The following is a 17675-nucleotide window of genomic DNA, read 5'->3' on the forward strand; positions in this document are numbered from 1 at the left end:
GCTGCACCGGCAGCTCGACCGGCTTCGCGTCCTGGGTCAGCGGGGGGACGCCCCCACCCGGTCACACCCGGAGAGCTGACGAAGGCCCGGGGGACCCGAGCGCTCCAACAGGTCAGGAGTTGACGTACACGGTGTCCAGTTTCCGGAAGTTGGAGCCTTGGACCATGTAGACGTCGACAGGCCACGTCCTGTTCTCGGGCAGGTTCCTGGTCTTCCAGGGCGAGCACCAGGGAGAGCTGTGACCGCGGGTGCCCACCCCGGTTCCCACGGCCGCGAGTCAGGCGCGAGGGGGAGCTTCCACAGGGAGCTGCCATGACAGCGCGTCAGCGTCCGCCCCAACGGGCCGAGCGCCGCCAGTCTCCGGCGCAGGTCGTCTCCGTGCGACGGCTCCCTGGCCGGCAGCGTCAGCACCACATCCCGCACGGGGCACCCTCCTCTGCGACCCCCGATAGACAGCGGTTAGCCAAAGGGACGCCAAACGCGCCTTGAGCCCCATCCGCGGTGGGCGCGCGACCCCCCGGCCGCGCGCCCAGCGCCCCGGCGACACCGGCGAACACCGGAGCCGGACAGGTTCAGGAGGGGTTCAGGAGGTCTGGCCGGGCTTGTCCACGATCTTGCCGAGGCTCGCCTCGTCGCTCAGCGCGTCGCCCGTCTGGACCTCGATGCTGGCGGTCCGCTCCGACGAGAACGACTCGGCTGCGACCCAGCGGCCCCCAGCTGCTCGTACGTCGTCGGGTCGAGCATCAGCTCGTAGCGCATCCGGCTGTCCATGACGCCGACCCCGGGGCCGGTGAAACCCGCCTCCGATGACGGGCGGGTTCTGCTGCGCACACCCCCTGTTGCCCGTTCGGCCCGGAACGGTTCACGCACCCGGTGCCCACCCGGTCCGGGGAGGGGAGGAGAAGGCGTACGGGAAGCGCGGGAACTCTCCGCACGGCGATGACGGCCGTGCCCTCCGGTTCGTCGTCGTTCGAAGAGCTGCAACGATGAACCTATGAACGTGTTTTCGACCCCTCCGCCGTACTGGACACAGGCCGCCCTCGCCGTTGTGGAATCCGCCGCGTGACGGCCGGGGTCACCACGGCGGCCCGGATGGTCACCGATGTCCTCCAGCCCCGCAACGTCCTCGTCGTCGGCATGTTGGGCATCGGACTCGCGGCCTCGGGTGACTGGACCGGGATTCCGTGGGGTCTGCTCGGTGCGCTGTGCGCCGGGATCGTCCCGGCGTGGTACATCGAATGGGAACGCGCGCGGGGCAGTTGGGGCGACCGGCATGTGGTGGACCGTACGAGGCGCGGCCCGATATTCCTGGTGATCCTGGCGTCCGTCGGTCTCGGAGCGCTCGCCATGGTCCTCGGCCACGCGCCGACGGGCATCCTCGTCGCCATGACCGCCCTGTGGGCCATGACCGTCGTCCTGCTGGCCGTGAACGTGTTCTGGAAGATCAGCGTCGACTCGGCGGTCGCGTCCGCGGTCCCCGCGTTGCTCGGCGTCGTGCACTCGCCGTGGTGGCTGCTCGCGTATCCGCTGACCGTCGCGGTCTGCTGGTCCCGGGTGGCGCTGGCCTACCACACCGTCGCCCAGACGGTGGCCGGCGCTTCCCTCGGCGCGGCGACGGCGTCGGCGTTCCTGCTGACCTGAGCAGACCTGAACTGACGAGACGAGACCGGACCCGGACCAGACCTGACCTGACCTGACCGGCTTCGCCCCTCGGGCGGGCCCCGTTCGAACCGGTACGCGACGGGGTTCAGCGAAGCCCGTCCGCACACGCTCACGTCCACGCTCACGCAAAAGGGCTTCCGGCCTGCGAATTCGCCGGCCGGAAGCCCTGAGCGGCAGACGAGCCGGGTCGTACGCCGGGGACAGCCTCCACACCGCTATGACCTGCGCAAACATGTGGGGAGGGGGCTTCTGTGGCTACTTTCGTGGCTACGTTGGAATGGCAGGGCTTGCTGGGGCAGCCGCGCCCGGGGGTCGGCTTCCGGTCAGGGCGGACCCTGGACCCTGGTCACTGAAACGACCTCCACCGTGGTGGAGACGTAGTACGAAGTGATGCAGCCGCCCACCAGGGCCTGGCGGTAGTCCGGTTCCTTGATGGGCTTTGATCCCGCGCCGTACGGATCAGCCGCGAGCTTCTTGATACCCGTGTCGAAACGGCTGCGGACGTCCGGGGGGAGCGCGGCCACAGTGGCGCGTGCCACGTTGGAGAACTGCACCTGGTACGCGCGCCCGCTCACTCTCCGGCTCCAGCCGGGAAGGGCTCGTCCAGGCCGGTGAAGCCGCTGAAGTCACCGTTCCGCAGTTGCTGGAGCATGGCTTCGTCCTCGTCCCTGGCCTCGCGCGGCAGTGACCACCGCGCGGCGATGAAGGGTACGTCGGTGATCAGCGCGGAGCCGATCTCGCGGTCGAACTCCTCCCGCAGTTCCTCTGACAGGGAGGCCCGAATCCCGTCCAGGCTGGCGGGCAGGTCGACCGCCCGATCTCCGATGTTGGTCCGCATCACAGGCCCGTTGTGCACCGTGCGCCCCTCTCGCTCACCACTACCCACGACAGCAACGCGGCCAGCTTTCCCCAGGGAGCCGGGACACTCACGGAGCGACACCCGGCGCGCGGGAGCACGACAAACATACTGACGGCGACTGCCGAGCCCCCAGGTGTTCGCGGGACGGGCCGCTTCTGGTGGAGCGGCCCGTCGGGGCTGATACGCAAGGGGAGGAGCTGGAGGGCCTGGTCACCTGGATGTTGGGCGAGTTTCTGGCATAGGTATCAGTTGTCACCGGGCTTGCTGGTCTTCGTCCCGAGCGCGCGCGTGCTCGACGGCGGTCAGGAGTGCGGAGGCGCCGGTGGCGCCGAGTTCGCCGACGCGGTGGGTGAAAGCGGCGACGTCTTTAGGGAGGCAGCCGCCGCCGTAGCCGATGCCGGGCTGCAAGTATCAGGGGGTTTGGCTCCTGGCCGGTTGACGGTCGGAGGGTGACGACCAGGAGCTTGCACAGGCGCTGGAGGGCGGGAGTCGCCTCGGAGCGGACGATGGTGTCGCCTTCGCGTACTCCCTCGATCGGGCGCTCCTTGAAGGTGCCGTTCTCCATCAGGCCCTCGGGGTCGATGGAGAAGATCTTCATGCCCTTTGCGCGGGCGCGGGCCTGGACGGAGCGCCGGTCGGTGTGCAGGCCGATCACCAAGAGGGCGCGGGCCTCGTCGAGGAGAGGGACCGGGGGGACGTTCTGGTCGTACCGGCGGACGAAGATCTCCTTCATCCGCTGCCGTGGCTGAACTGCTCGCGCGAGGACACCGCAGATGACCAGCCCCGCGTCACCGATGGATCGCACCTGCACTGAATCGGCGGCAGCCCGCTGCCGCACCCGTCTCCGGTCTCGCGAAACGTGGCTGCTGTCGTGGCTACGTTCACACCCGGGCGGTCCCGTTCGGGTGCGTACGAACCGGGAACGGGGCATGCCGTCCGACTCGTAAAAAAGGGCCCCTGACCTGCAAACTTGCTGGTCAGAAGCCCTTGGTGGCAGACGAGCCGGGTCGTACGCCGGGTTCTGTGGCCCCGGGACCTCGCGGTCGCCGGGCTGGCGGCCATCCATCTAGGACCGGTGTTGCCACCGGCCTCGTGCGGTCTACCCGCGGACTCGGGCGAGCAGCCCTCGAACGTCCGCGCAGGAGCACCTGGGTGCTCCCTCTTGACCTTGCTCCGGGTGGGGTTTACCTAGCTGCCCAGGTCACCCTGGGCACTGGTGGTCTCTTACACCACCGTTTCACCCTTACCTGGGTCCGTACGGATACGGTCCCCGGCGGTCTGTTTTCTGTGGCACTGTCCCGCGGGTCACCCCGGGTGGCCGTTAGCCACCACCCTGCCCTGTGGAGCCCGGACGTTCCTCGGGAGCATCCGAAGGATGCCCACGCGGCCGCCCGCCCGGCTCGTCTGCCGTACCGGACATGCTACCCGGGACGGCGGCCCGTCCGGCCCCGGCGGGTCAGGGTTCCAGCGCGCGCACGCCCGTACGCCAGGCCGCCGCGAGATCGGCGCCCGGGGGGAACCTGCCGTGGATCTCCAGGGTGACCATGCCGTGCGCGAAGGCCCACACCGCGCGGGCCCGGTCCATGTCGTGGCCGCAGGCGCGCAGCAGGGGCGCGGCGGCCCGGTACTCCAGCCCCTCGGGCAGGGCGTGGCGGGGCAGGGGGCCCTCGGTGACCAGCATGTAGACGTACGGGTGGGCGAGGGCGTCGGCGCGGTACGCGGCGCCGAGGGCGGCGAGCAGGGTGGGGGGTTCGGGGCCGTCCACGACGGCGTCCGTGTCGCGGCGGTGCGCGTGGCGCTCCTCGGCCGCTTCCAGCGCCTGCGCGGTCTCCAGCAGGCCGATGGCGATCACCTCGGCCTCGACGGCCGACTTGTCGGGGAAGTGCTTGTACAGGGACGGGGCCTTGATGCCGAGGCTGTCGGCGAGGGCGCGCATGGTGAGGGCGGCGGGGCCGGACTCCTCCACGAGGGCACGGGCGGCGACGACGATCTCCCTGGCCCGGGGGGTGAGGTGGGCCAGCAGTTCCGGCGTGCCCGGGGGAAGGTCCGTGATCACGCCCGTGCGCCGTTCAGTCACGCTGGAAGCCCTCCTTGGTCCGCAGTCCGTACCCGAAGGCGCGATCGTACGAGATGTGGGCGAGCCAGCCGCACAGGGCCGCGAAGAGCGGGGCCCATTCCTTGGGCGCGGTGAACGTGTACAGCACGGCGAGGCCGAGCGGGACCGCCGCGCGGTGGGCGAGGTTGTAGTACGGGACCGCGCGGGGCGGGAGCTGGCCGCGGACGGTCGGGGTCGGGTCGCCGATGGCGGCGAGCATCGTCAGATCGGGGGCGACGGCGAAGAGCAGGGCCATCCCGCCCGCGAGCCAGCCGTGGTTGACGCCTTCCAGGACGGCGAAGGCGGTCCAGAAGAGGGCGGCGGCGAACCAGGCGGCGCGCAGGGCGACGGGACGGGGTCGCCGGCGGGGCCGGGTGCGGTGCCCGGCCCCGCCTCCCATGGCGTCCTCGGCCCCGCCTCCCGTGGCGTCCTCGGCCGCGCTTCCCATGGCGTCCTCGGCCCCACTGTCCGTGACGTCCCCGGTGGCGCCGGTCGAGGGGGCCGCGGGGACCACGGAGGTGGCCGGACGGGACCAGGTGGGTTCGGTGGAGGTGGCGGGGGTGACGGGGGTGGTGAGGGACATGGCTGACTCCCGGCGATCTACGGCTAACAGCGTTAGCTCGACGGTACGGCTAACGCCGTTAGCCGTCAAGGAGCGTGCTTGACCCCGCCGCAGCGTCAACGTTTCTACTGGGGGCATGCGAATCGGGGAACTCGCCTCCGTCGTGGGGGTCACCACACGCGCCATCCGCCACTACCACCAGCTGGGACTGCTCCCGGAACCCGGCCGCCGGGCCAACGGGTACCGCGCGTACGAGCTGCGGCACGCCGTCGTCCTCGCCCGCGTCCGGCGGCTCACCGAGCTGGGTCTCGGGCTGCCCGAGGTACGGGACGTGCTCGCGGACGACGCGGGCCGGGAGCTGGTCGAGGTACTGGCCGAACTCGACGAGGACCTGGCCCGGCAGGAGACAGCGCTGCGGCTGCGGAGGGAACGGGTGGGGGCGCTGCTGGCCGAGGCCCGTGCGGGCCGGGTGCCCGCCGAGGGCCCCGTCTCCCCGGAACTCACCGCGCTGCTGGCCGAACTGGAACGGAGCGCGCCCGCCGATCCCGGGTCACCGATGGCCGCGAAGGACCGCGAGACGCTGGCGCTGCTGGACGCGACGGTCGATCCCGCCGACCGGGAACGGCTGCTGTCCGCGCTCGGCAGCACGGTCGGGTCGCCGGACCAAGCGGCGCGGGCCCACCAGGTGTACGCGCTGCTGGACGCCCTGGCGGACGCCGACCCCGCCGACCCCCGGGTGGACGAGGCGGCCCGGGCCCTGGCCGCCCTGCTGCCCCGGGAGCTGACGGAGGCGGCCGCGGGGCTGCCGGACATGACGGGTGGCTCCGCCGGTACGCCGCCGGACGCGCCGAGGTCGTTCGTGTCGGCGCTGTTCGCGGACCTCGCGCCCGCGCAGTCGGAGGCGGTACGACGAGCCCTCGCCGGGCCGGGGGCGGGAGCGGTACGGGGAACCCTCACCGGCCCGGGGACGGGAGCGGTACAGCGGACCCTCACCGGCCCGGAAACGGAGGCGGAACAACAGGCCCCCGCGACCGGCGACGGACCCCGTACCCGTCCGGGACCCCGTACCCGTCCAGGGCCCCGGAAGGCGGACGGGGGATGACCGGGCACGGGGCGGCGGCCGGGACCCTGGGCCGGATCGTCCGCCATGAGGCACGGGCGATGCGGAGCCTCGCCCTGTGGGCGGCCCGGCGTACGCACGGCGTCGGCGTGGACGGGCAGGCGTTCGGCTACGCGCGGGGCCAGGCCGCGATGGTGTACGGCATCGCCTTCGCGTGCCTCGTCGAGACGGTGGGTATCTCCTATCTGCTGCGCGATCTGCCGGTGGCCCACGCCGTGATGCTGGTGCTCGACGTGTACACCCTGCTGACGATCCTGGCCCTCCAGTCCGCGGCCGTCACCCACCCCCACGTCCTGACCGGGCGGTCGCTCCGTATCCGCAGAGGCGTCACCGTCGACCTCCTCGTCCCCCTCGCGGACCTCACCGCCGTCCGCCGGGAACTGCGTACCTCACCGGACCGCCGGCCGGGCGAACTGACCCTGGACATCGGGGCGCTCACCAACGTCACCGTGGAACTCGCCGCCCCGGTCACCCGGACCACCCTCCTCGGCCGGACGGAACGGATCACCACCATCCGGCTGTACGCGGAGGACCCCGACGCCCTGGCCCGCGAACTCCGCTCACGGCAGGCGGCCGGGCGAAAGGACGGCGACACGGTCGCGCGGTGACGTGACCGCACGCGGCGGCGGACCCGGCCGGGACATGAACGGCCGGGCCGGACCCCCTACCCTGGGGCGGGGGCCGGAGCCCCTCCCACGTGATGCTGGAGAACCTCGTGCTCGTGTTGCTGCCGCCGTCCGAAGGCAAGGCCCCCGCAGGCCGCGCCGCCCCCCTGAAGCCCGAGGGCCTGTCCCTGCCGGGCCTCGCCGCGGCCCGGACCGCCGTCCTCGACGAACTCGTCGAGCTGTGCCTCACCGACGAGGACGCCGCACGTACCGTCCTCGGCCTCAGCGAGGGCCAGCGCGCGGAGGTCACGAAGAACACCGCGCTGCGCACCGCGGGCGCCCGCCCGGCGGGCGAGCTGTACACGGGCGTGCTGTACGACGCGCTGGACCTCGCGTCCCTGGACCCCGCGGCCAAGCGCCGCGCGACCCGTTCCCTGCTGGTGTTCTCGGGTCTGTGGGGAGCCGTCCGCGTCAACGACCGCATCCCCCCGTACCGCTGCTCCATGGGCGTCAGGCTCCCGGGGCTGGGCGCGCTGGGCGCCTACTGGCGGCCGGTGATGGCGGAGGTCCTGCCGGAGGCGGCCGGCCGGGGTCTCGTCCTCGATCTGCGGTCGTCGGCGTACGCGGCGGCGTGGAAGCCGAAGGGTGAGGTGGCCACCCGGACGGCGACCGTGCGGGTGCTGCACGCGCAGCTGGTCGACGGGGTCGAGAAGCGGTCCGTGGTCAGCCACTTCAACAAGGCGACGAAGGGCCGGATCGTCCGGAGCCTGCTGTCGGCGGGGGCGGAGCCGAAGGGCCCTGCCGAGCTGGCCGACGCGCTGCGGGACCTCGGGTACACGGTCGAGGCGCAGCCGCCCGCCCGCGCCGGGACACCCTGGTCGCTGGACGTGATCGTCACCGAGATCCACTGACCACCCCTCTCGCGTTGCACACTCCGCAACACGCTTTGCGCATGCTGCCGAGCTGACGGCAGGATGACCGTATGACTTCCTCGCAGCCCGCCGCGCCGCACCCCGCCACCTCCGTCCTGGACCTCGCCCCGGTCGTCCCGGTGGTCGTCGTCCAGGACGCGGCCGACGCGGTGCCGCTCGCGCGGGCCCTGGTGGCGGGCGGACTGCCCGCGATCGAGGTGACCCTGCGGACGCCCGCCGCCCTGGACGCCATCCGCGCGATCGCCGCGGAGGTGCCCGGGGCCGTGGTCGGCGCGGGCACCGTGATCTCGGCGGACCAGGTCGGACAGGTCGTGGACGCGGGGGCGCGGTTCCTGGTGAGCCCCGGGTGGACCGGGCGGCTGCTGGACGCGATGCGCGGGTCGGGGGTGCCGTTCCTGCCGGGGGTCTCCACGACCTCGGAGGTCGTGGCCCTGCTGGAACAGGGTGTCACCGACATGAAGTTCTTCCCGGCCGAGGCCGCGGGCGGCACGCCGTACCTCAAGTCCCTGGCCGGACCGCTCCCCCAGGCCCGGTTCTGCCCGACCGGCGGCGTCACGGCCGCCTCCGCGCCCTCCTATCTGGCGCTGCCGAACGTCGCCTGCGTGGGCGGCTCCTGGATGCTCCCCGCGTCCGCGATCGCCGCCCGGGACTGGGAGCGGGTCCGCTCCCTCGCGGCCGAGGCCGCCGCCCTCGGCTGACCCCGGCGCGGCGCCGTCCTGAGGGCGGCCCCGAATCCAGGTGCGCGAAGATCACCGATCTGCGAAAGTCGCACCTCGTGAACACCGATGACCTCGTCCTGCGCCGCGCGGAACCCTCCGACGCGACCGCCCTCGCCGAGCTGTGGCTGCGCTCCTTCACCGCCGCGCTGCCGACCGTGCGCCGCGCGCACAGCGACGACGCGGTGCGGGAGTGGTTCACGTACGTTCTCGTGCCGGGGCACGAGACCTGGGCCGCGCTCGCGGGTGACGGCTTCGTCGGGCTGCTGGTGCTCGGTGACACGGAGATCGACCAGCTGTACCTCGATCCGCCGTGGCGCGGCCGGGGCGTGGGCGACCGGCTGGTGGCGCTGGCCAAGGAACGGCGGCCCGGTGGCCTGGACCTGTGGACGTTCCAGGTCAACGAACCGGCCCGGCGCTTCTACGAACGCCACGGCTTCCACGCGGCCGAGCTCACCGACGGACGGCGCAACGAGGAACGCGAACCGGACGTCCGGTACACCTGGCGCCCCTCGGGCCACCCGAGGCCGGGGGACGACACCTGAACCGCACCGGGCGCCACCGCCCCGGCACCCGCACCCGCACCCGCACCCGCACCCGCACCCGCACCCGCACCCGCACCCGGCCCGATCGATCCGAACGGCAGGCCCTAAACCGCACCGGGCGGCGTCGGCTCGGGCGGCAGCGCCGCGGGTGACAGCAGTTCCCGGCCGAGGGCACCGGCCCACCACTCCTCCACCCGCCCGGGGCTCCAGCCGCGTTCGGCGGTGAGGGTGCCGTAGACGTCGATGTTGCAGATCGCCGCGTAGACGTCGACGGCGGCCGGGATGTCCAGTCCGGCCCGCAGGACCGCCGGGGCCCAGGTCGAGAAGACCCGTACCCGGGTCCCGTCGCCTCCCTCACGGCCCTCGCGGTAGGCCGCCGCCAGCTCCGGCTCGGTGCGGCCCGCCTCCCGCAGCAGCGCGATCACATCACCGGCCCGCTCGAACAGCCGCCGGTCGTACCCCGCCATCGCCGCGAGCTGCCGCGCGGGCGTGGCGCCCGGCGCGGTCAGTTCCGCGAGCAGCGGGGCCGCGTCCGCCGACAGATCGGCCGCGTCGGCCAGCGCGCGGGTCAGCCCCGCCTTGTTCCCGTACGTCGCGTAGACGGTCGGTACGGACACCCCCGCCTCGCGCGCCACCTCCCGCACCGTCGTCGCCGCCCACCCCTGGGCGAGGAAGAGCCGCCGGGCGGCGTGGGCGATGTCGGCCCGGGTCTCCCGCGCCTGGGCCGCCCGCCGCAGCGAGTCGTACGGACGCCTGGCCGGGTTCGTGTCCGGATGCACGGTCCCTCTTTCGCTTTACGGTGCTTATATTGAATACATGACGCACAAAGATTTAACGCATACGTCCCCCGACCCGGCCCGGATCGGGGGCTTCGCCGCGATCGGGTTCGCCGTCGCGATCGTCCTGGGCAATGTGATCATGGTCCCGGCGGGGCTGCCGTCCACCGGCTCCCCGCTGGATGAGGTCACCGCGTTCTTCGGTACGGAGTCCGGTGCCGTCGGCGTCGGTTCCGCGGTGGCTCCGGCCGCGTGGGTGCTGGCCACGGTGTTCGGCGCGGGGGCCCTCGCCGTGCTGCGGCGTTCCGGACGGGAGGACGCGCGGATGTGGGCGGCGGCCGGGTTCGCGGGGCTGCTGCTCCAGAACGGCGCGTTCTCGGGGGTCGTCGCGATCCGGTTGGCGCTCGCGTCGACCGGGGCGGAGGGCGGGCCCGCCACGGAGGCCCTCTGGGCGCTGCACGACGCGTTGTTCACCCTCAACGGGGCGTTTCTGGCGCTCGCCCTGACCGGGATGTCCGTCGCCGGGCGGCGGGCCGGGGTGATCCGGCGGTGGCACGGGGCGGCGGGCGGGCTCGCGGCCGTTCTGCTGTTCGGCTCGGCGAGCCTGGCGGCGGTGGTCACGGACGGCCCCGGGCCGCTGGGGCTGCTGGGGCTGGGCGGCTGGCTGATCTGGGTCCTGTGGACCGTCACGTACGGCTTCGCCCTCCTCCGGTCGACCCGCCTCCCCGCGCGCCCCTAGGTGCACTTGTCCCTGTGCGGGCTGCCCGGCCTGCCCGCACAGGGTGCGCGCTCCCGTGCGCGAAGGGGTGAGAACCCGGGGGCGCGAGCGGGGGCGAGCCGCACGGGTCCCCGGGTGAAGGCCCAGGGGCCTAGCGCAGGTGTGCCGTCTCGTTGAACAGCCGGACACTCGCGTTGCCGTCCTTGAAGTACGCGACGGCCGACAGCGCCGCCGCGGACAGCTCCATCCGGAACATCGACCTGGCGGGCGCCCCGAGGGCGAGCCGCACCAGCGTCTTGACCGGCGTGACATGCGTGACCAGCAGCACCGTACGACCCGCGTACTCCTCGACGAGCCGGTCCCGGGCCCGCGCGACGCGTTCCGTGACCTCGGTGAAGCTCTCGCCGCCCCCGGTGGGCCGCGCGTCCTCGGAGTCGAGCCACGCGGTCAGGTCGTCGGGATACCGCTCCCGTACCTGGCCGAAGGTCAGCCCCTCCCAGGCGCCGAAGTGGGTCTCGCGCAGTTCGTCGTCCACGCGCACATCGAGCCCGAGCCGGTCCGCGGCGGCCTGCGCGGTCTCGCGGCAGCGCTTCAGCGGCGAGGACACGATCGCCTGGACCGTGCCCCGCGCGGCGAGCGCGCCCGCGGTGAGCACCGCCTGCGCCCGTCCCACCTCCGACAGCGACGGGTCGGTGCCCCCGCTGCCGGAGAACGCCTTGGACGGGGTCAGCGGCGTCTCACCGTGCCGCAGCAGCACGAAGGTCGTGGGCGGCCCCATGTCGGCGGACGCACCCCATCCGGCGGCGGGCGCCTTCGCGGCGGACACGGCGAGGTTCCGGGCGGCCCGCAGATCGGCCCGCGCCTTGGTCTCGGCGGCCGAGGCCCCGGAACCGGCGGCCGGGACACCGGAGGCGGACGAGGCCCCCGGATCGGCGGAGCCGCCGGACTCCGACGGCTCCGGCGCGGTACCGGTGGTACGGCGGCCACCGGCGGAGGCGAGGGCCGCACGGGCCTTCGCCGCACCGGCCGCCGCGTCCCCGGGCTCCCTGAGCTCTCCGGGTTCCCCGTACTCGCCCACGGGGCCCGGCGAGGAGCGCCCGTCCAGGTCGGCCGTCGAATCCGCGGCCGACCACTGCTCGCCCCGCTTGCCCGCGTCCATCGCCTCGTTCGCGAGGCGGTCGGCGTGCTTGTTCCGCTCACGCGGGATCCACTGGTACGTCACCCGGCCCGGCGGGTAGACCGCCGCGGCCTGAGCGGCGAGGGGCTTCATGTCCGGGTGCTTGATCTTCCAGCGGCCCGACATCTGCTCGACGACCAGCTTGGAGTCCATCCGGACCCGCACCGGCACCCCGGGGTCGAGGGCGTGGGCGGCCCGCAGCCCCGCGATCAGACCCCGGTACTCGGCGACGTTGTTCGTCGCGACACCGATGTACTCGGCGGCCTCGGCGAGGGTCCCGCCGGTGGCGGCGTCGAGCACGACGGCACCGTAACCCGCGGGGCCCGGGTTGCCCCGGGAACCGCCGTCGGCCTCGACCACGAACTCCCGTACGGAGGACGGCACGGACGCTTCCCCTACAGGCCGGACTCGGAGGTGCGCACCAGGATGCGGCGGCAGTTCTCGCAGCGGATGACGGTACCCGGCGCGGCGGCCCGTACCTCGTTCACCTCGGTGATGTTCAGCTCCAGCCGGCAGCCCTCGCAGCGGCGCTGGAAGAGCCGGGCCGCGCCGATACCGCCCTGCTGCGCGCGGAGCTTGTCGTACAGCTTGAGGAGGTCCTCGGGGATCGTCGCGGCGATCAGCCCGCGGTCCTTGGTGGCCGAGGCGGCCTCGGCGTCGAGTTCACCGGCGGCCTTGTCCCGGCGCGCGACGGCCTCGTCGGTACGGGTCTGCACGGAGGTGACCCGGCCGGTCAGCTCGCCGACCCGCTCCTGCGCGGACTCCCGGCGCTCCATGACCTCCAGGACGATGTCCTCCAGGTCGCCCTGGCGCTTGGCGAGCGAGGTGAGCTCGCGCTGGAGGTTCTCCAGGTCCCTGGAGCTGGACACGGACCCGGAGTCGAGACGCTGCTGGTCGCGGGTGGCGCGCTGGCGCACCTGGTCGACGTCCTGTTCGGCCTTGGTCTGCTCGCGGGCGCAGTCGCTCTCCTCGGTCTGCGCGGCGACCAGCAGATCACGGAGCTGGGCGAGGTCCTTGGCCAGCGACTCGATCTCGGCGTGCTCGGGCAGCGACCGGTGCTTGTGGGCGAGCTGCTGGAGCTTCACGTCCAGTGCCTGGACATCGAGGAGGCGGAGCTGGTCGGCGGGCGCGGCGTTCAGTTGGGGGCTCCAAGGTCGTTGGTGGTGGCCAGTTGCGGTACGGACGCCGCGTGGATGGTCCAGGGGTCGGTGACGGTCCGGGACACGTGGGTACGCAGTCCCCAGCCGTGCCGTTCCGAGAGGGCGTCGAGCTGGGCGGCGGCCAGCTCGCACCAGGGCCACTCGGTGGCCCAGTGCGCGGCGTCGAGCAGCGCGAGGGGACTGTGCTCGCGGGCCTCGGACACCGGGTGGTGGCGGAGGTCCGCGGTGAGGAACGCGTCGACGCCCGCGGCGCGGACGTCGTCGAAGAGGCTGTCGCCGGAACCGCCGCTGACGGCGACCGTGCGGACGAGCGCGTCGGGGTCGCCCGCGACCCGGACGCCCTGCGCGGTGGCGGGCAGCCGCTCCGCGGCGCGGGCGGCGAACTCGCGGACGGTCAGCGGGTGGTCCAGCGCGCAGATCCGGCCGATGCCGCGGCGGCCCGCCGGGTCGGTGGGGTCGGGCACCAGCGGACCGGTGACCCGCAGGTCCAGGGCTCCGGCGAGGGCGTCGGAGACCCCGGGGTCGGCGCGGTCGGCGTTGGTGTGGGCGACGAGCAGCGCCACGTCGTTCTTGATCAGGGTGTGGACGACCCGGCCCTTGAAGTGCGAGGCCGCGACGGTCGTCGTCCCGCGCAGATACAGCGGATGGTGGGTGACGAGGAGGTCGGCGCCGAGCCGTACGGCCTCGTCGGCGATCTCCTGGACGGGGTCCACGGCGAACAGCACCCGGCGGACCTCGGCGTCGGGGTCGCCGCACACGGGACCGACCGCGTCCCATCCCTCGGCCCGCTCGGGGGGCCAGAGGGCGTCGAGCGCGGCGATGACTTCAGACAGGCGGGGCACGGGGCAAGGCTACCTGGCCCAGGCACTCCGCCGGACGGCCGACGACCGGGGCTCCCGCGACGGCCCGACGGCGGCCGCGGCCCGCCCCGGTCGCACCCGCCCGGGTACCCCGCCGGACCCGGGGCGGGCCGCTCAGCACAGAAGAAACGGCTCTAACGGGCGAACCGCCCAAGGGACACCCTTTGGGGTGAAAGGCGGGCGCCGCGTGCCACGCCCGTGCGTACGAAAACTACCTTCGTCGCCGGAGGTGACCGAACCATGACGGTCTGTGCCATCGAGACCACCGCCGGGAACGGCGACCAGGGTGCCCCGCGCGCGGCCGGGGGCGCCGGTGCCCCGCGGCATCCGCAGCGGCCCCGGCCCGCTCCGGCGGCGGGCGGGCTGGTCGTCGCGGCGGACGGCGGGTACGCGGCGCGGCTGGCCCTCGCGGACGGCCCCGGCGGACCGGCCGACCGCTGGTTCCCGGAGCGCTGGACCCTGGACGGCCCCGAGCCGTACGCGGTGCCGCTGCCCGGACGCCAGCCGGAGGAGTCGGACACCGAGGTGCAGCCGCTGGCCGACGGACGGGTGCTGGTGCGCCGGACGGCCGCGGGCCGCCACCACTTCGCCCTGCTGTACCCGACGGGTCCGGTGACGGGCGAGGTCCCGCTGGGCGCGCTCGACGCCGGGGCGTACGAGGAGGTACGGCTGATGCCGCCCGCGCCGGGCGGCACCCGCGCCTATGTACTGGCCTCCGGGCCGCGCGTCAGCAGGCTGTGGCTGGTCGCGGGCGGCGCGTTCGGCCCGCAACTGGTCACGGAGGTCCCGGGGCGCTGCTCGGGGGGCGTGTGGCTGGACCGGGCGGGGCGGCTGCTCGCCCTCGACCGGGAACAGGGCGGGCGGGTCAAGGCCGTCGTGGTGGATCTGGGGCGGGGCGGCGAGATGTCGCCGCTGCTCCAGATCACGGAGGACAGCAACGACCGGGTGCTGCTGGCCGATCCGGACAGCGGGCTGCTGCTGGTCCGCTCCGATGCCCCGTCGCCCGGTCATGAACGGCTGGGCTGGGGGGTCCTGGGCAGCGACCGGCCGGTCCGCTTCCCGGAGTGCCTGCGGCTGCCGGACTGCGCGGTGACGCCGTTCGCCGTCCAGCCGGGGCAGGCGCTGACCCCGGAGCGCAGCGGGGTCGCGCTGCGGATCGACGACGCGGGAGGCAGCTGGCCGGCCGTGTGGCGTCCGGCCGGCCGTACGGTGCACCGGCTCGTGCCGCCCGAGGGCTGGCTGGCGGGTGCCGGACTGTGGACCCGGTCGGGCGGACTGCGGCTGCCGTACGCGACGGCGGCGGTGCCCTGCGGGGTGGCCCGGCTGGACCCGGCACCGCCGTCCCCGCAACCCGGCGGCGGCCACTGCCCCCCGGCGGTGAACGGCTACCGGGCGGCGGGAAGCGGTGGCCCGGCCGGCCCGGGGGCGCCGGAGGTGCGGAGGGCCCCCAGGGTGGCCGACGGGGCCGGGGGCGCTGCGGTGGTCGGTGCGGCCGGGGGCCGGGCGGCCCGGCCTGTGCCGTTGCAGGAGGCGCCGCTGGGCGGGCGGGTGCCCCTCGGGAGGTGAAATCGGCCACCCGTTAGAATCTTCCGGCTGTTGTGAAGATCTTTTCGACGGGGTGACTTAGCCGATGACCGAGACGCAGACGGACCCGACCGCTGAGCCGCAGGAGGCCATGGAGAACGCCGGGCACGGCAAGCACCGGGGGCCGGTGGCCGCCCATGACGAGGAGGCCGCGCCGCACGGTCGCCACCGCAGGCAGGAGTCCTCGCCGGAGGGGCAGCGGTAAGCGGGCCGGGACCGGTCCAGGGAGTGGGGGGTGCCTCGGGGCACCCCCCACTTCTGTTTGCCCCGGCCTTCTGTGCCGTCCGGCGGCGCGGTGACCGCTCTCAGCCGTCCGCCGTGCCGAGCAATTTGCCTAGCAGACGGGTGAGTTGGCGCCGTTCGCCGGGGGTGAGTCGCTGGAAGCTGTCGTCGAGGAAGCCCGGGACCGCGCGTTCGGCGCGTGCCAGTTCCGCGCGGCCCGCGTCGGTGACCGTGACGGCGTAGGCCCGGCGGTCGCCCGCCGCGCGCTCACGGCGGACATGTCCGGCGCGTTCGAGACCGTCGCAGATCCCGACCATGACCGTGCGGTCGATCCGGAGCTGGTCGCTGAGGACCCGCTGGGAGCCGGGTCCGGCCTCCGTGAGCATCTTCAGTACGAGATGGGGTCCCACTCCCAGGCCCACACCGGCCGCGTGCGCCTCGGCGGCGCGCGCGACGGCCGACGAGGCGCGGCACAGCGCGATGTCCGGGCGCTCGGCGGCGAGCCGTGCGAAATACGGGGTCTGCCCGGGGGAGCCGTCCGAGCGGTCCGAGCGGCCGGGGCTGTCGGGGCTGTCAGGGCCGGGGGCAGGGTGGGGCGTGGCGCTGGGTGCCATACGGGCCGGTCTCCTTCGCGGGGCGCGCCTTACGGGGTGCGTGCTGCGGGGTGTGCGTGCTGCGGGGTGCGTGCGTTGCGAGGGCCGACCCTACCAAGAACCGTCTGCGTACAGATTGTTTGACCGTCAACCACCCCCACTCGTATACTCACCGATCATCCGCAAGGAAATCATTGGCGCGCAGACGGAGTGTGGAACTTCCATGACCCTGGATCTGACCCCCGACGAACTGCTGTCCACCACCCGGGCGGTCCGCAAGCGGCTCGACCTGGACCGGCCGGTCCCCCGGCGGCTCATCGAGGAGTGCGTGGATCTCGCGACCCAGGCGCCGACCGGACGCAACCGGCAGCGCTGGCACTTCATCGTGGTCACCGACCCCGCGCGGCGGCGGCTCGTGGCCGATCTCTTCCGGCGGGCCCTGACGACCGGCGGCGGGGCCCCGCCCACGGAACGGGATCTGCGGCGGATGTACGCCCACCCCGGGAGCATGGAGCGCATCTCCGACGGGTTCCGGCACCTCTACGACAACATCCACCGGGTGCCGGCGTTCGTGGTGCCCGCCGTCGAGGGGCGCACCGACCGCGCCTCGGTGCTGGACCAGTCGATGACCTGGGGGTCGATCCTCCCCGCGACCTGGAGTTTCATGCTGGCCGCGCGGGCGCGGGGGCTGGGCACGGTGTGGACGACCGCGCAGGGGCCGCTGGAGCGGGAGTTGGCGGGGGTGCTCGGGGTGCCGTACGAGGAGGTGATGCTGGCCGCGTTCGTTCCGCTGGCGTTCACCATCGGTACGGAGTTCCGGCCCGCGCGGCGGGTTCCCCGCGAGCAGGTTCTGCACTGGGACCGCTGGTGAGTGAGCGCGGCGGCTCTGTAAAGGAACTTTGACACCCTGGACGGGCTGTTCTACTTTCGGCGATGTCAGGTTTCCTTGACATCGTTGGAACGAAGAAGGGAGCAGGGGTGGCGCACGAGGAGAATCGGGCCTGGATCATGGCGGGGGTCGCCGCCCTCGCGCACGCGACGCACCTCGCGTGCGCCCTGTCGGCGGTCCTCGGCCCGGTCACCCAAAGCGCCGCTCGCCGCAGGGGGTTGTCGGCATGGTGAGGCCGACCAGGGTCACCAACATCGTCCGGCTCCGGCGGCTCGAACACGGACTGATGACCCAGGCGGAACTCGCCCGCCGCCTCGGGGTCACCCGGCAGACCGTCATCGCCATCGAGCAGGGCCGGCACTCCCCCTCCCTGGAGATGGCCTTCCAGATCTCCCGCGTCCTCGGCGTTCCCCTGGAGGATCTCTTCCAGTACGCCGACACGAACCCCGACACGAACCCGGACATGAACCCCGACGACGCGTGGCCCGCCGGCCTTTGACGCACCGACCTTTGACGCACCGACACATTCGCACCGATACATGGCGCGACGGCGCGTCAGGGGACAGCTCATGAGGGCGATCGTCCAGGACCGGTACGGCG

At 73.5% G+C, this 17675-nt stretch carries 20 protein-coding genes, 1 other RNA gene and 2 pseudogenes; 11 read left to right on the forward strand and 12 right to left on the reverse strand.

Features of this window, described 5'->3' with window-relative positions; genetic code table 11:
- Positions 1-1092 precede the first annotated feature (1092 nt).
- Complete coding sequence (locus tag AB852_RS30495; protein WP_073794148.1) at positions 1093-1641, forward strand: phosphatase PAP2 family protein; 549 nt, start codon at positions 1093-1095, stop codon at positions 1639-1641.
- Positions 1642-1985: 344 nt separating this feature from the next.
- On the opposite strand, the gene AB852_RS30500 is transcribed toward AB852_RS30495, so the two are convergent.
- The 7 genes and pseudogenes from AB852_RS30500 to AB852_RS41425 form a co-directional block, all read right to left on the reverse strand.
- Positions 1986-2237, reverse strand: coding sequence for a type II toxin-antitoxin system RelE family toxin (locus AB852_RS30500; protein ID WP_073793473.1), 252 nt, complete (start codon positions 2235-2237; stop codon positions 1986-1988).
- Positions 2234-2518, reverse strand: coding sequence for a hypothetical protein (locus AB852_RS30505; protein WP_245876985.1), 285 nt, complete (start codon positions 2516-2518; stop codon positions 2234-2236). The genes AB852_RS30500 and AB852_RS30505 overlap by 4 nt, the downstream gene beginning before the upstream one ends.
- Before the next feature lie 317 nt (positions 2519-2835).
- Positions 2836-2932: pseudogene (locus AB852_RS41070) on the reverse strand (hypothetical protein); the annotation flags it as partial.
- Entirely contained in the window at positions 2889-3326 is a 438-nt protein-coding gene (locus tag AB852_RS41705; protein WP_178391159.1) for a hypothetical protein, read from the reverse strand. The gene AB852_RS41705 and the pseudogene AB852_RS41070, both read right to left, overlap by 44 nt.
- A 189-nt stretch (positions 3327-3515) precedes the next feature.
- Positions 3516-3924: RNase P RNA component class A (gene rnpB, locus AB852_RS30520), an RNA gene on the reverse strand.
- Positions 3925-3977: 53 nt separating this feature from the next.
- On the reverse strand, positions 3978-4574 hold the full coding sequence (locus tag AB852_RS30525; RefSeq protein ID WP_399502627.1) for a TetR/AcrR family transcriptional regulator: 597 nt from the start codon (positions 4572-4574) through the stop codon (positions 3978-3980).
- Between the two features lie 16 nt (positions 4575-4590).
- Entirely contained in the window at positions 4591-5199 is a 609-nt protein-coding gene (locus AB852_RS41425; protein WP_281257853.1) for a DUF4260 family protein, read from the reverse strand.
- A 115-nt stretch (positions 5200-5314) separates the two neighbouring features.
- On the opposite strand from AB852_RS41425, the pseudogene AB852_RS30535 reads away from it, so the two are divergent.
- The 5 genes and pseudogenes from AB852_RS30535 to AB852_RS30555 all read left to right on the forward strand — a co-directional run.
- Positions 5315-6097 (forward strand): annotated as a pseudogene (locus tag AB852_RS30535) (MerR family transcriptional regulator); the annotation flags it as partial.
- 179 nt (positions 6098-6276) lie between these two features.
- Entirely contained in the window at positions 6277-6906 is a 630-nt protein-coding gene (locus AB852_RS30540) for a hypothetical protein (protein ID WP_073793477.1), read from the forward strand.
- Between the two features lie 107 nt (positions 6907-7013).
- Entirely contained in the window at positions 7014-7814 is an 801-nt protein-coding gene (gene yaaA, locus AB852_RS30545; RefSeq protein ID WP_073794157.1) for a peroxide stress protein YaaA, read from the forward strand.
- Positions 7815-7885: 71 nt separating this feature from the next.
- Positions 7886-8533 (forward strand): bifunctional 4-hydroxy-2-oxoglutarate aldolase/2-dehydro-3-deoxy-phosphogluconate aldolase, encoded by a 648-nt coding sequence (gene eda, locus AB852_RS30550; protein WP_073793478.1) that lies wholly within the window; start codon positions 7886-7888, stop codon positions 8531-8533.
- Positions 8534-8610: 77 nt separating this feature from the next.
- On the forward strand, positions 8611-9096 hold the full coding sequence (locus AB852_RS30555) for a GNAT family N-acetyltransferase (RefSeq protein WP_073793479.1): 486 nt from the start codon (positions 8611-8613) through the stop codon (positions 9094-9096).
- A gap of 104 nt (positions 9097-9200) precedes the next feature.
- On the opposite strand, the gene AB852_RS30565 is transcribed toward AB852_RS30555, so the two are convergent.
- Positions 9201-9875, reverse strand: a complete 675-nt coding sequence (locus AB852_RS30565) for a TetR/AcrR family transcriptional regulator (protein WP_073793480.1) — start codon at positions 9873-9875, stop codon at positions 9201-9203.
- Between the two features lie 37 nt (positions 9876-9912).
- On the opposite strand from AB852_RS30565, the gene AB852_RS30570 reads away from it, so the two are divergent.
- Positions 9913-10611: a hypothetical protein gene (locus tag AB852_RS30570; RefSeq protein ID WP_073793481.1), complete on the forward strand. Its 699-nt coding sequence runs from the start codon at positions 9913-9915 to the stop codon at positions 10609-10611.
- A gap of 130 nt (positions 10612-10741) precedes the next feature.
- On the opposite strand, the gene AB852_RS30575 is transcribed toward AB852_RS30570, so the two are convergent.
- From AB852_RS30575 to AB852_RS30585, 3 genes are read right to left on the reverse strand one after another with little or no spacing between them, the layout of a single operon-like run.
- Positions 10742-12151, reverse strand: a complete 1410-nt coding sequence (locus tag AB852_RS30575; RefSeq protein ID WP_073793482.1) for a bifunctional RNase H/acid phosphatase — start codon at positions 12149-12151, stop codon at positions 10742-10744.
- Positions 12152-12162: 11 nt separating this feature from the next.
- Positions 12163-12906 carry a zinc ribbon domain-containing protein gene (locus AB852_RS40040; RefSeq protein WP_178391180.1) on the reverse strand — a complete coding sequence of 248 codons (744 nt, stop codon included), beginning with the start codon at positions 12904-12906 and terminating at the stop codon, positions 12163-12165.
- Complete coding sequence (locus AB852_RS30585; protein ID WP_073793483.1) at positions 12903-13769, reverse strand: Nif3-like dinuclear metal center hexameric protein; 867 nt, start codon at positions 13767-13769, stop codon at positions 12903-12905. Before AB852_RS30585 ends, AB852_RS40040 begins: the two co-directional genes overlap by 4 nt.
- Positions 13770-14027: 258 nt before the next feature.
- Here AB852_RS30585 and AB852_RS30590 point away from each other — a divergent pair, with 258 nt between their 5' ends.
- Entirely contained in the window at positions 14028-15353 is a 1326-nt protein-coding gene (locus tag AB852_RS30590; protein ID WP_073793484.1) for a hypothetical protein, read from the forward strand.
- A gap of 64 nt (positions 15354-15417) precedes the next feature.
- The gene (locus AB852_RS40045) at positions 15418-15576 is read left to right on the forward strand and encodes a hypothetical protein (protein WP_178391160.1); all 159 of its coding nucleotides are present in this window, start codon (positions 15418-15420) and stop codon (positions 15574-15576) included.
- 100 nt (positions 15577-15676) lie between these two features.
- Here the strand turns inward: AB852_RS40045 and AB852_RS30595 are convergent, their stop codons facing one another.
- Positions 15677-16207: a MarR family winged helix-turn-helix transcriptional regulator gene (locus tag AB852_RS30595; protein WP_107499393.1), complete on the reverse strand. Its 531-nt coding sequence runs from the start codon at positions 16205-16207 to the stop codon at positions 15677-15679.
- A 202-nt stretch (positions 16208-16409) separates the two neighbouring features.
- Between AB852_RS30595 and AB852_RS30600 the strand changes: the two genes are divergently transcribed.
- Entirely contained in the window at positions 16410-17057 is a 648-nt protein-coding gene (locus AB852_RS30600) for a nitroreductase family protein (protein ID WP_073793485.1), read from the forward strand.
- 244 nt (positions 17058-17301) lie between these two features.
- Positions 17302-17574, forward strand: a complete 273-nt coding sequence (locus AB852_RS30605) for a helix-turn-helix transcriptional regulator (RefSeq protein WP_073793486.1) — start codon at positions 17302-17304, stop codon at positions 17572-17574.
- The last annotated feature ends 101 nt before the right edge of the window (positions 17575-17675 follow it).

Source organism: Streptomyces uncialis (assembly GCF_001905345.1).
Lineage (GTDB): Bacteria > Actinomycetota > Actinomycetes > Streptomycetales > Streptomycetaceae > Streptomyces > Streptomyces uncialis.